Genomic DNA, 13,105 nt, shown 5'->3' on the forward strand with positions numbered 1-13,105 from the left:
CGCAAGTTCGAGTTTTCCAACGCCTTTTGGCCGGTGCCCAGCACCGGCTTTTTTATGCCCGTTTGCGGGCCTATGGCATTTGTGTGACGGCGCCCCGTTCCGGGGCAACAAGCGCCTTTTGCATCTTCTCCCCCGATCCCCGACAATCCCGATTCGTGTGAAGTGACGGGAATGCCAGACATTTTCCGGCGCGCACCCCTCTTCATGAAATCGGCGGGAGTCGTCCATGTTTACCCTCTACCACTCCAATCAGCTGGATCTGCTCAAGGAGCTGCTGGTGAGCCGCATCCGGCAGTCCCCCCTCGACCACCCCTTCGATCGGGAGCAGATCCTGGTGCAGAGCCCGGGCATGGCCCAGTGGCTCAAGCTGGAGCTGGCCAAGGCGTTCGGCATCGCCGCCAACATCGACTTTCCCCTGCCCGCGAGTTTTATCTGGGAGATGTTCACCCGGGTGCTGGCGGATGTGCCCCGCCAGAGCCCCTACAACAAGGGTGCCATGAGCTGGCAGCTGATGACCATATTGCCCGCCCTGCTCGGCAGACCCGCCTTCGCCCCGCTCGCCGCCTATCTGGGGGGCAGCGAAGGGGAGGCGCCGGAACAGGTGCGGCTCTGGCAGCTCTGCCAGAAGGTGGCGGATCTGTTCGACCAGTATCTGGTCTACCGGCCGGACTGGATCGCCCGCTGGGAACAGGGGGAAGGGCTGGGGCTCGAATTGGCCGGGGTCAGCGGTCAGAATTGGCAGCCGGAGCTCTGGCGCGAGCTGGTGGCCCGCACCCTGGCCCTTAGCCCAAGCGGCTACCACCGCGCCAACCTCTACGAGGAGTTTATCCACGAGTTGGCGCGCAGCGCCGAACTGCCGGGCAAGCTGCCCCGACGGGTGTTCGTGTTCGGCATCTCGGCCCTGCCGCCGCGCTACGTGGAGGCCCTGCTGGCCCTCGGCAGCCGCGCCGAGGTGGAGGTGCACCTGTTCGTCACCAACCCCTGTCGCTACTACTGGGGGGATCTGCTGGACAGAAAGACCCTGGCGCGGCTGGAAAACAGGCTCAAGCCCGGCACGGATCTCGAGACCCTGCAGGGCCCCGCCAACCCGCTGCTCGCCTCCATGGGCAAGCTGGGGCGCGACTACCTGCATCAGCTGATGGAATTGGAGGTGCCTCAAATAGACGCCTTCGTCGATATCGACGACACCAGCTTGCTGCGCGCCATCCAGAAGGACGTGCTGGAGCTGGCCGAACGGGGGGCAGGCGAGTTCAGCCTCGATGCCAGCCACCACAAGAGCCCCGTCAGCCTGGATGACGGCTCCCTGCAGATCCACGCCTGCCACGGCCCCATGCGGGAGCTCGAGGTGCTGCACGACCGCCTGCTGGCGCTGTTCGAGCTGGATCCCACCCTCACCCCCAAGGACGTGGTGGTGATGATGCCGGACGTGAACAGCTACGGCCCCTACATCCAGGCCGTCTTTGGCAAGGAGAGCGGCGGCGCCCGCGGCCGGATCCCCTTCGCGATCTCCGACCGGGCGGCAAGCCAGGAGAGCCCGCTGCTGCAGAGCTTCCTCGCCCTGCTCAGGCTGCCGAACGCCCGCTTCGGGGCGGGGGAGCTGCTCGCCATTCTCGAGGTGCCCGCCGTGCTGCGCCGCTTCGAGCTGGACGACGACGAGTTCAACCAGCTGCGGCGCTGGGTGCAGGAGACCGGCATCCGCTGGGGGCTGGACGACGGCTACCCGGAGCGCTTCGATCTGCCGCGCCTGTCTGGCAACAGCTGGCTGTTCGGTCTGCGCCGCATGCTGCTCGGCTTCGCCATGGGGGACGGCGAGCCCGTGGCCGGGATCCTGCCCTATGCGGACATCGAGGGTCAGCAGGGGCTGGCGCTGGGCAAGCTCGCCTGGTTCGTCGACTCCCTGGCGGAATTTCTGCCCCGGCTGCAACAGGCGCAGCCGCTGCCCGAGTGGCACGCCTGCCTCAACGCGCTGCTGGATCGCTTCTATCTGGCCGACGAGGATGAGGAGCGCCAGCTCCAGCTCATCCGCAGCCAGCTCACCGACTGGCAGGCCCAGCTCGGCGAGGCCCGCTTCGAGCAGGCCATCAGTGCCGACCTGTTGCAGGACTACCTCGGCAGCGTGCTGGGGGAGTCCCGCTCCAGCCAGCGTTTCCTCGCCGGTCAGGTCAACTTCTGCACCCTGATGCCGATGCGCTCCATTCCCTTCCGTCAGGTCTGCCTGCTCGGCATGAACGACGGCGTCTACCCGCGCACCCTGCCCCCCATGGGCTTCGATCTGATGGCGGTGGCCGGTCGGCGCGGGGACAGATCCCGCCGGGATGACGACCGCTACCTCTTCCTCGAGGCGCTGCTCAGCGCCCAGCAGGGGCTCTACATCAGCTATCAGGGGTTCAGCGCCCAGGACAACAGCGAGAAGGTGCCCTCCGTGCTGCTGGCGGAGCTCATCGACTATGTGCGCCAGGGCTTCGTGCTGGCGGGGGACGAGGAGCTCGACGACGAGAGCTCGGGGCGCAGACTGCTGGAGCACCTCATCACCCGGCATCCGCTCACCCCCTACAGCCCGGCCTACTTCCACCCCGAGCCCGGCTCCGGCCTCTTCACCTATGCCGCCGACTGGCTGCCGGCCCTGAGCCCGGAGCGGGGGGCCGCCAATTTCCAGAGCGGCGATCTGCCCCTGCCTCCCGAATGGGGCAGGGAGCAGGGGCTGGAGCTGGCGGAGCTGCTGCGCTTCTATCGCCAGCCCGCCCGCTACTTCCTCAACCGCCGTCTCAAGGTGTGGTTCGAGCTGGAGGAGGCGACCATCGAAGACAGCGAGCCCTTCGAGCTGGACGGCCTGCAGCACTACCAGCTCAAGGCGCTGCTGCTGGACGCCCATCTGACCGAGGGGGACAGTGAAATACGGCGCGAACGGTTGCAGCTGACCGGCCTGCTGCCGCAAGGCTGGTTCGGCAGCCTGCTGCTGGAGGATCTGGACGGCGAGATGGGCAAGCTGGCGGATCGGCTGCGGCCCTGGGTGGCGGCCAATGAGGCAGACAAACAGGCGGTGGAGATCGACATTGCCCTGGCCCAGGGCCAGTTGCAGGGGTGGGTCGACACCCAGAAGGGACGCTTGCTGGTGGTCAAACCCGGCAGCTTCAACGGCAAGGATCTGCTGCTGGCCTGGATCCAGCACCTCTGCCTCTCATTGAGCTGCGCCCCCGGCGACACCCTGCTGTTCGATGCCAAGCAGAGCCTGCGACTGCCCAGGCTCCCGGCGGACGAGGCGCGCCCCAAGTTGGCGGCCCTGGTGGCGCTCTGGACCCTGGGAATGAAGCGGCCGCTGCCCTTCTTCCCGAGCACCGCCTGGGAGTGGCTCAAGGCGATCGAGCTGGATCCGGACAAACCGGATGCCGCCGACAAGGCGGCGCTTGCCCGTTTCAACGGCGGCTACATGGTGACGGGGGAGGGGCAGGACCTCTACGTCGCCCGCTGCTTCCCGGAGCTCGATGACGAGGTGCTGGCCCAGTTGCAGGGGCTGGCCCGTGAACACCTGACCCCGCTCCATCAGGCCCTCGAGGAGTTGCAATAATGGCTAACCCGCTCAATCCCCTGCGTTTTCCCCTGTATGGCGAGCGCCTGATCGAGGCCTCCGCCGGGACCGGCAAGACCTACACCATCGCCGGCCTCTATCTGCGCCTCTTGCTGGGCCACGGCCCGGCTATCGAACAAGCAGGCGAAGAGGGGGGAGACGCCGGTCAACCCTGTGCCCACGAGCGGCCCCTGTCGGTGACCGAGATCCTGGTGGTGACCTTTACCGAGGCGGCCACCGCCGAACTGAGGGGGCGGATCCGCGCCCGCATCCACGAGGCGCGCCTCGCCTTCATGCGCGGTGAGAGCAAGGACGCCCTGCTGGCCCAGCTGCTGGCGGAGGTGGAGGATCACGACCTGGCGGCCCGTCGCCTGCTGGCCGCCGAGCGGCAGATGGACGAGGCGGCGGTCTTCACCATCCACGGCTTCTGCCAGCGCATGCTCAGGCAGAACGCCTTCGAGTCGGGCGCCCTCTTTGAAACCGAATTTTTGACCGACGACAGTCGGCTCCGGCTGCAGGCGGTGAGTGACTACTGGCGCGCCGAGTTCTATCCGGTGGATCAGCCCCTGGCCCGGGCGGTAAGAAGGCTCTGGCCGAGCCCCGCCGCCCTGCTGCGGGAGATGGGGAGCTGGCTCGACAACGACGAGCTGGAGATGCGCCCGCCGGCGGGGGACGAGACCCTGGCCGAGCGGCACAGCGTCGCCATGGCCCGCATCGGGGCGGTGAAAGCCGGGTGGCTGGCGCAGACGGACGAGATCCGCCGCCAGACCGAGGGGCAAGTAAGCCGCTACACCGGCAAGAACTACGAAGGCTGGCTTGCCAAAATTGCCGACTGGGCGCAGGACGAGACCAGCGGCTACGTCCTGCCCAAGGAGCTGGAGCGCTTCGGCCAGCAGGCGCTGGAGGAGAACCTCAAGAAGGGAGGGTCTGTGCCGACCCTGCCGCTCTTTGGCGAGATAGACGCCCTGCTGGCGAGCCGCCCCGGTATTCGGGATCTGATCCTGCAGCGGGCGGCCAGGGTGGTGCGCAGCCGGATGCAGGAGAGCAAGCGCCAGGCCCATCAGCTCTCCTTCGACGATCTTCTGCGGGATCTCGACGGGGCGCTCGGATCCGGCCTGGGGGAGCGGCTGTGCGAACGCATCCGCGCCACCTACCGGGTCGCCATGATCGATGAATTCCAGGATACCGACCCCCAGCAGTACCGCATCTTCCACCGGCTTTACGGCGGCCATCGGGACACGGCGCTGCTGATGATTGGCGACCCCAAGCAGGCCATCTATGGCTTTCGTGGCGCCGACATCTTCACCTACATCCAGGCCAGGCGAAATGTGAGCGCCCACTACACCCTGGGGCGCAACTACCGCTCAAGTGGCGCCCTGGTGGCGGCGGTCAACGGCCTGTTCGAGCGGGCGAAGGATCCCTTCATCTACGAGGCGGACATCCCCTTCCTGCCGGTGGAGGCGCAGGGCAAGAGCCGGGCGCTGCTGATCGAGGGTCAAGCCGCCCCTGTACTGCACTGCTGGCAGCTCACCGGTCAGCCCACCTTCAACAAGGGGGAGTACCAGAGCAGGATGGCCCGCGCCACGGCGGCGGAGATCCACCGCCTGCTCAGCCTGGCCCGGGAGGGCAAGGCGATGCTCGGCAGCGAGCCGGTCAGGGCCGGGGATATCGCCGTGCTGGTGCGTACCGGCGCCGAGGGCAAGCTGGTGCAGCAGGAACTGGCGCGCCTTGCCATCGCCTCCGTCTATCTATCGAACCGCGAGAGCGTGCTGGCCCAGGTGGAGGCGCGGGAGATCCTGCTGATCCTGCACGCCTGCCAGAACCCGAGCGATGAGCGAAGCCTGCGGGCGGCGCTTGCCACCGGCCTGTTCGATCTCGATGCCAGGGCCCTGGACGCGCTGGCCTCTGACGAGCGAGCCTGGGAGAGCGCGGTGCAGGAGTTCATGGAGTACCGCAAGATCTGGCACCGCCACGGGGTGCTGGCCATGTTGCGGGCCCTGCTGCACGGGCGCAACCTCGCCGCCTCCCTGCTGGCGAGTCCCTACGGGGAGCGGCGGCTGACCAACTTCCTCCATCTCGGCGAGCTGCTGCAACAGGCGAGCGGCGAGCTGGACGGGGAATACGCCCTGCTGCGCTGGCTGGGGGAGGCGGTGAGCCAGCCCAACGGCCAGGACGGGGAGCAGATACTTCGTCTGGAGTCCGAGCGCAAGCTGGTGCAGATCGTCACCATCCACAAGTCCAAGGGGCTGGAGTACCCGCTGGTCTTCCTGCCGTTCATTTGCAGTCACCGCGCCGCCGACACCCCCCTGTTCCACGAAGCGGGGGAGGCGGGCAATCGCACCGTGCTCGATCTCACCGGCGCCGAGGAGTCCCTGGCCGAGGCCGACAAGGAGCGGCTCGCCGAAGACTTGCGCCTGCTCTACGTGGCCCTGACCCGGGGGGTCTATGCCACCTGGCTCGGGCTGGCGCCGGTGCGCTCCGGGGCGGGCAAGTCGGAGAAGACCGACCTGCACCGCACCGCCATCGGCTACCTGCTGCAAAAAGGCGAAGAAGGGGACGCCGCCACCCTGGCCACCGCCCTCACCGAGTTGGCCCAGGCCCTGCCCGGGGTGGCCGTCGGTGAGCCCTCGCTCACCCGCCCGGCCCCGCTGCCCGCCGAAGAGGAGCAACTGGGGGAACCCAAAGTGCGCGAGTTCAAGGGCCAGCTTGAGCGGGACTGGTGGATCAGCTCCTACTCCGGGCTCGCGGCCCAGGGCAACGGCCACGGCAAGGGGGTGCTGGCCAACCCCGGTTTCGACGACGAGGTGGCCACCGAGGCCGCCGCCACCGTGCAGGACGAGGAGGCGCCAGCCCCTTCCATCTTCACCTTCCCCAAGGGGGCGCGCCCCGGCACCCTGCTCCACAGCCTGTTCGAGACCATCGACTTCCAGATCGCGGGGGGCGAGCCGCTGGCAGAGCATATCGCCGCCCTGCTGGCCCAGGAGGGGTTCGACGAGGGCTGGGCCCCCGTGTTGCAACAGCAGGTGGAGGCGGTGCTGGATACGCCCCTTGAGACCGGCCTTGGGGATCCGGTGCGGCTGCGGGATCTGGCCCCCGAGCGCAAACAGGTGGAGCTGGAGTTCTTCCTGCCCATGGGGCGGGTGACGGCACCGGCGCTCACCGCGCTCTGCCAGCGGCACGACCCCCTGTCGCGGGGCGGCAAGCCGCTCGGCTTTGCCACCGTGCAGGGCATGCTCAAGGGCTTTATCGACCTGGTGTTCGAGTGGCAGGGGCGCTGGTATCTGCTCGACTACAAATCGAACCACCTTGGCATGAGCCCCGCCGATTACGGCCGCCCGGCGCTGGAGTCGGCCATGGTGGAGCATCGCTACGACCTGCAATACCAGCTCTATTCGCTGGCGCTGCACCGGCTGCTCGCCCTGCGGCTGCCGGGCTACGACTTCGACCGGCACTTTGGCGGGGTCTTCTATCTCTTCCTGCGCGGCATGCCCCAGGGGGGCATTTTCCATGCCCGGCCCAGCCGGGAGCTGGTGCTGGGGCTGGATCGGCTGTTTAGGGAAGGGGATGGCTCGGGCGCCATCTCCTCAGACGCATTGAACGAGGCAGAACTATGAGTGGTGGCATAAAGAGCGACGTTGTGATCGAACGGCTGAAAGCCCTGGCGCTGGCGGGGCGCATCCGCCAGCTTGATCTGCAATTTGCCAAACTGGTGGCCGACCTTGGCGGCAGCCCCGAGCTGGTGCTGGGGGCGGCGCTCGCCTGCTTCGAGCTGGGGCGCGGCCATGTCTGCCTGCCGCTGGCGATGCTATCTGCCGGCTCCCTGCGCCCCTTCGTGCTGGATCCGGATCAGGGCCGGGATCTGCTGGCCGATCTCGCGGATCCTGCGAGCTGGCCCGCCCTGTTTGCGGCCAGCCCCCTGGTTGGCTGCGAGCAGGAGGAGGGGGAGACCCCCCGCTGGCCACTGCGGCTCTGGCGCGATCGCCTCTACCTCACCCGCTACCACGACTTTGAGCTGGGGGTGGCCCGCCATCTGCGCGCATTAAGTGAAAGAGCCGAATGGCCCGAGATTGCCCCGGCCCTGTCGCGCCTCTTTGCCCGCGACTACGGCCTGGTGTTCGATGCGCTGCTGAAAGTCCGCCTCGCTCCGGATTTCTCCACCCGCCACTTCGTCGAGAAGTACCTGGATCTGGTGTTCCCGCACGAGGTGGATTGGACCGCCGTGGAGTCTCTGCTGGGGAGCGCCCAGGCGGCAAACGAGCTGGAGCGGCTGGATACCCTGGTGCCCGAGGCGCTCTGCTGCAACGGCCAGAAGCTGGCGGCGGCCACCGCGGCGGCGCGCCCCTTCGCGGTCATCTCCGGTGGCCCCGGCACCGGCAAGACTACCACGGTCGCCAAACTGCTCGCCATCCTGGTGGAGACCGGCCTGCAATCGGGCAAGGCCCCGGCGATCCGGCTGGTGGCCCCCACCGGCAAGGCGGCGGCGCGCCTCACCGAGAGTATCGGTTCTGCCCTGCAGGCCCTGGATCTGCCCCCCGAGTGGCGTGATGCCATCCCCACAGAGGCGGGCACATTGCACCGGCTGCTCGGGGTGATCCCCGGGCGCAGCCAGTTCCGCCACCACAGAGGCAACCCGCTGCACCTGGACCTGCTGGTGGTGGACGAGGCCTCCATGGTGGACCTGCCGATGATGGCGCGCCTGCTGGATGCGCTGCCCAGCCACGCCCGCCTCATCCTGCTCGGCGACAAGGATCAGCTCGCCTCGGTGGAGGCGGGGGCCGTGCTCGGGGATATCTGCAGCTTTATCGAACAGGGCATCAGCCCGGCGCAGGCGGACTGGCTCTCCCGCCAGACTGGCTACCGCCTGCAGGGCAGACCTGCGGGGGCCAGTGTGCGCGACAGCCTCTGCCTGCTCTCCAAGAGCTGGCGCTTCGATCAGCATTCGGGCATAGGCCAGCTGGCGCGGGCCTGCAACGGCGGCGACGGGGCGGTGGTGGAGGCGGTCTGGGGCGCAGGATTTGGCGACATCAGCCTGCACCCCTGGGCCGGGGAGGCCTATGACGAGTTGATTGCCCAGGGGGTCGCCGGTTACGGCAGCTATCTCAAGGCGGCCCGGGCCGGAGAAGATCCGGCGGCGGTGTTCAAGGCGTTCAACGGCTTCCAGATCCTCTGCGCCCTGCGGGATGGCCCCTTCGGAGTGCAGGGTCTCAACGAGCGGCTCGAATTGGCCCTGTCACGGGCCGGGCTCATTGCCCGTGACGGCGACTGGTATGCCGGCCGCCCGGTGATGGTGGTGCGCAACGATCACGGGGTCGGCCTCTACAACGGCGACATGGGGCTCTGCCTGCCCGATGAAACCGGGCGGCTCAAGGTCTGGTTCGAGCAGCCGGACGGCACCCTGCGCGCCCTCTTGCCCAGCCGATTGCCCCCCCACGAGACGGTCTATGCCATGACCATCCACAAGTCCCAGGGCTCGGAGTTTGCCCATACGGTGCTGGTGCTGCCCGACAGCCCCAGCCCGCTGCTGACCCGCGAGCTGGTCTATACCGGCATCACCCGCGCCAAGGCGCGGCTCGATCTCTACGGCGATCGCGCCCTGCTGGCACAGGCGGTGCGGAAAAAGACCGAGCGGTATTCAGGGTTGGCAGAGAGGTTGGGGAACTAACAACTATGAATGATGAACTGTAGTTTTTATCTGACTGAAACAGGGAGATGTTATGGCATTAGATTTGAGTAAAACGCTGGTGGTTGGGATATCTGCTACCGCATTATTTGATATGAATGAGTCAGACCAAATATTTAGAGATATGTTTGATACCGATCGTGATGCAGCTATTGATCGGTATCGTGACTATATGTTGACACATGAAGACCTGCCATTATCTCCGGGTACAGGGTTTCCTCTAGTTCAAGCATTACTTGCTCTAAACTCTCACCTTGAAGCTGGGGAGAGGTCTCCTTTAGTTGAAGTTGTAGTTATGTCTAGGAATAGCCCAGAGACTGGCCTCAGAGTATTAAATACGATTCGGCATATGAAGCTGGATATAACGCGTTCCGCATTTACTGCGGGAGAGTCTGTGGTTGACTACTTGGATGCATTTGATGTCGATTTGTTTCTGACAACAAATGTTAGTGATGCTCAACAAGTTATTGATTCACGGCAGTGTGCCGCGGCAGTTGTAAAGTTGCCTCCGAAAGAAGCTGCACAGATACCTGAGGGACAGGTAAGAATTGCATTTGATGGCGATGCTGTATTGTTTTCTGACGAAAGTGAATTGGTATATAAAACGGAAGGGATGGCCGCCTTTCATGCAAGAGAAGATGCTTTACAAGATGTCCCTATGTCAGATGGGCCTTATGCTAATTTACTGAGAAAACTCGCAGTGTTACGTAATCGCCTCCCGATGAAGATTGAATATTCCCCGCTGCGGGTTGCTATCGTTACGGCCCGTAATAGCCCCTCTGAGATGCGAGCTATTAAGACATTGAGAAGCTGGGGGATTTATGTAGATGAAGCCTTTTTCCTAGGCGGAGTAGGAAAAGCGAAAGTGTTGAAAGCATTCAAGCCACATATTTTCTTTGATGATCAAGATGTCCATCTTGAGGCCGCATCGAGTATTGTTCCATCAGGAAAAGTTCCATATATGAGCACTTCACCACTAGTTGTTAAACCTGTCGCCACTGATTGCTCTTTAGGTTCAGCTGGCGAGGCATAACTTGATGTTCCTGAAATAATCATCTCATACCTAACAAGAATATCCCTGATTATGTATATCCCCTCTCCCGTTGGGAGAGGGTGGGGGAGATCATTCAGCAATTAGATGGTCAACTCCAGCCGGTTGCCTTCCGGGTCGAGGAAGGTACTCTCGTAATAGCCGTCGCCGGTCCAGCGGGGGCCGTCCAGGTGTTTGACCTCGGCGCCCTTGAGCAGCTTGAGGCGGGCGCTCATCTTGTCCACCGCCTCCACACTGCCGAGGGAGAAGGCAATATGGGCCAGTCCTTGCAGCGGGTGCGGCAGATGGAGATCTGCCGGGCGCAGGGTGGGGATATGCATCAGCTCCAGGCTGGCGCCCCCCTCGAAGCGCACGAAGTAAGAGCTGAACTGCTTGTTCGGATTGTGATAGCGCTCATTGGCCTGCCCGCCAAACAGGGTGCAGTAGAATGCCTTGAGTGCCTCCAGATCCTGCGCCCAGATGGCGATGTGATGGATGTGCATGGCTGGTCTCCTGTGACTCGATGCCCATGATGCTATGCTGGGGCCCTGATCCTCGACATGGCTGAGCCCGTCCTGATGATGTCTGAAACTGCCAACCATGAGCTTATCGATGTCTCCCCCGACTGCCGCGAGCAGATCTGCTGCGACAGCCTGTTGCCGGCCCTCGCGCAGGAGCGGGTGTGGCTGGCGGGCTACTCGCGCCTCAAGACCCGTTACCGCATCGCACGCCGCTTTGCCGATGTGCACTGTTTTCTGCTGACCCTGGGGGGCGAGGGGGAGGTGCGGGTGGGGGATCGCTTCGAGCGGTTGCAGGCCGGGGAGTGGGCCCTGATCCCGGCCGGGGAGCTGCTTTGCTATCGGTTACCCGAAAAGCAGTTACCCGAGCAGCAGCTACCCGAGAAGCCGTTGCCAGAGCAGGGCGGACAGGAAGGCGGGGCTGCGGTGGATGGCGGCTGGGATCTGGTGTGGCTGCTGCTGCACAAGGGCGCGGCCTGGGATGCCTTCGCCAGCCGCCCTCGCCTGGGTTGTACCTCCCAGCAGGCCACCCTGCTGCGCACCATAGAAAACCTCCATGCGGAGCAGGAGCGGCACCAGGATCCGCTGCTCAGCGCCCTGCTGGTGGAGCAGCTCGGGTTCTACCTGCGCCGCCTGCTGCAAAAGGGGGAGGGGCAGAGTCGTGGCGAGCGGCTGGCCCTGCGCCTCGAGCTGATGCTGAAAGAATCCCTGGCCGAGGGCTGGGACGTCAATCGCATGGCCGGCGCCCTGCATCTCTCCGAGCGCCAGCTCCATCGGCTCTGCCAGCAGCACTTCGCGCTGGCCCCCATGGCGCTGCTGCAACGGCTGCGGCTGCAACGGGCGGCGCTCCTGCTGGCCAGCCGGGCCGATTCGGTGAAGCGGCTGGCCGAGCAGTGCGGTTTCAAGAACGAGTACCACTTTTCCACCGCCTTCAAACGCCAGCATGGGCTGGCGCCCAGCCACTATCGCCACCGGCATCACCCCGCCTTCAAGGAGCGCTGAGGACGTCCCAAAAAGAGCGAGGCCCGGGGTGTTCCCCGGGCCCCGCACGCAGCAGTCTGTGTCAGGTGCTGGATTTGATGCTGACAAACTCGGGGTAGGCATCGATGCCGCACTCGTGGGCATCCACCCCCAGCAGCTCCTCCTCTTCGCTCACCCTCAGGCCTAGGGTGGCCTTGAGCAGGCCCCAGACCATCAGGGAGACGGCAAAGACCCAGCCGAAGATGACGGCGGCCCCCAGCAGCTGGGCGCCGAAGGTGGCGCTCCCGTTGGAGAAGGGCACCACCATCAGGCCGAACAGGCCGCACACCCCGTGTACCGAGATGGCGCCGACCGGATCGTCGATCTTCAGGCGATCCAGGGTGACGATGGCGTAGACCACCAGGGCGCCGGCCAGGGCGCCGATCAGGCTGGCGAACAGCGGGCTGGGGGAGGCAGGGTCGGCGGTGATGGCGACCAGGCCCCCGAGGGCGCCGTTGAGGATCATGGTGAGATCCGCCTTGCCCCAGGTGAGCTTGCTGACCAGCAGGGCGCCGACCACGCCGGCGGCCGCGGCGGCGTTGGTGTTGACGAAGACGGTGCCGATGGCGGTGGCGTCGGCGGCGCTGGAGAGCGCCAGCTGGGAGCCGCCATTGAAGCCGAACCAGCCCATCCAGAGGATCAGGGTACCCAGGGTCGCGAGCGGCAGGTTGGAGCCGGGGATGGGATGGATCTCCCCTTGCTTGCCATATTTGCCGCGACGGGGGCCGAGCAGCAGCACGGCGGCCAGGGCGGCGGCGGCCCCCGCCAGGTGGACGATGCCGGAGCCCGCGAAGTCGGAGAAGCCCGCCTCCTTCAGGAAGCCGCCACCCCAGCTCCAGTAGCCCTCGACGGGGTAGATGACGCCGGTCATCACCACGCAGAACAGCAGGAAGGACCAGAGCTTCATCCGCTCCGCCACCGCACCTGAGATGATGGAGGTGGCGGTGGCGACGAAGACCACCTGGAAGAAGAAGTCGGCGTGCAGGGAGTGGCCCGCGTCGTCCGCCTGGCTGCCCATCAGGCTGCCAAAGCTCGGCAGCCAGCCGCCGGCGGTGTTGTCCACGTACATGATGTTGTACCCCACCAGCAGGAACATGATGCAGGCGATGGCATAGAGCAGGATATTCTTGGTCAGGATCTCGGTGGTGTTCTTGGCGCGGACCAGGCCGGCCTCCAGCATGGCGAACCCGGCGGCCATCCACATGACCAGCACGCCGGAGATCAGCAGGTAGAAGGTGTCGAGTGCATAGCGCAGCTCGCTGACGGATGTGATCAACTCTTCCATGTCGTAT

Annotated in this window: 7 protein-coding genes; 5 read left to right on the forward strand and 2 right to left on the reverse strand. The window is 65.4% G+C overall.

The genetic code is table 11. The features are described 5' to 3' along the window. Nucleotides 1–226 precede the first annotated feature (226 nt). From recC to I6L39_RS08225, 4 genes are read left to right on the forward strand one after another with little or no spacing between them, the layout of a single operon-like run. Nucleotides 227–3,565: an exodeoxyribonuclease V subunit gamma gene (gene recC / locus I6L39_RS08210; protein ID WP_216991522.1), complete on the forward strand. Its 3,339-nt coding sequence runs from the start codon at nucleotides 227–229 to the stop codon at nucleotides 3,563–3,565. Next, on the forward strand, nucleotides 3,565–7,179 hold the full coding sequence (gene recB / locus I6L39_RS08215; protein ID WP_216991523.1) for an exodeoxyribonuclease V subunit beta: 3,615 nt from the start codon (nucleotides 3,565–3,567) through the stop codon (nucleotides 7,177–7,179). Before recC ends, recB begins: the two co-directional genes overlap by 1 nt. Continuing rightward, a complete protein-coding gene (gene recD / locus I6L39_RS08220) occupies nucleotides 7,176–9,227 on the forward strand; it encodes an exodeoxyribonuclease V subunit alpha (RefSeq protein ID WP_216991524.1) in 2,052 nt (683 codons plus the stop codon). Before recB ends, recD begins: the two co-directional genes overlap by 4 nt. Nucleotides 9,228–9,279: 52 nt before the next feature. Next, nucleotides 9,280–10,278: a 5'-nucleotidase gene (locus I6L39_RS08225; protein WP_216991525.1), complete on the forward strand. Its 999-nt coding sequence runs from the start codon at nucleotides 9,280–9,282 to the stop codon at nucleotides 10,276–10,278. A gap of 101 nt (nucleotides 10,279–10,379) precedes the next feature. Here the strand turns inward: I6L39_RS08225 and I6L39_RS08230 are convergent, their stop codons facing one another. Further along, on the reverse strand, nucleotides 10,380–10,778 hold the full coding sequence (locus I6L39_RS08230) for a VOC family protein (protein WP_216991526.1): 399 nt from the start codon (nucleotides 10,776–10,778) through the stop codon (nucleotides 10,380–10,382). A 57-nt stretch (nucleotides 10,779–10,835) separates the two neighbouring features. Between I6L39_RS08230 and I6L39_RS08235 the strand changes: the two genes are divergently transcribed. Further along, entirely contained in the window at nucleotides 10,836–11,795 is a 960-nt protein-coding gene (locus I6L39_RS08235; RefSeq protein WP_254203758.1) for an AraC family transcriptional regulator, read from the forward strand. Nucleotides 11,796–11,856: 61 nt separating this feature from the next. Here the strand turns inward: I6L39_RS08235 and I6L39_RS08240 are convergent, their stop codons facing one another. Beyond that, nucleotides 11,857–13,098: an ammonium transporter gene (locus tag I6L39_RS08240; RefSeq protein WP_216991527.1), complete on the reverse strand. Its 1,242-nt coding sequence runs from the start codon at nucleotides 13,096–13,098 to the stop codon at nucleotides 11,857–11,859. Nucleotides 13,099–13,105: the final 7 nt, after the last annotated feature.

This window comes from Aeromonas sp. FDAARGOS 1409 (genome assembly GCF_019048705.1).
GTDB lineage: Bacteria > Pseudomonadota > Gammaproteobacteria > Enterobacterales > Aeromonadaceae > Aeromonas > Aeromonas sanarellii.

Bases quoted from the DNA above. Each gene is read 5' to 3' on its own strand.
- recC (WP_216991522.1), top strand. From the start codon at position 227: ATGTTTACCCTCTACCACTCCAATCAGCTGGATCTGCTCAAGGAGCTG.
- recB (WP_216991523.1), top strand. From the start codon at position 3,565: ATGGCTAACCCGCTCAATCCCCTGCGTTTTCCCCTGTATGGCGAGCGC.
- recD (WP_216991524.1), top strand. From the start codon at position 7,176: ATGAGTGGTGGCATAAAGAGCGACGTTGTGATCGAACGGCTGAAAGCC.
- I6L39_RS08225 (WP_216991525.1), top strand. From the start codon at position 9,280: ATGGCATTAGATTTGAGTAAAACGCTGGTGGTTGGGATATCTGCTACC.
- I6L39_RS08230 (WP_216991526.1), bottom strand. From the start codon at position 10,778: ATGCACATCCATCACATCGCCATCTGGGCGCAGGATCTGGAGGCACTC.
- I6L39_RS08235 (WP_254203758.1), top strand. From the start codon at position 10,836: ATGGCTGAGCCCGTCCTGATGATGTCTGAAACTGCCAACCATGAGCTT.
- I6L39_RS08240 (WP_216991527.1), bottom strand. From the start codon at position 13,098: ATGGAAGAGTTGATCACATCCGTCAGCGAGCTGCGCTATGCACTCGAC.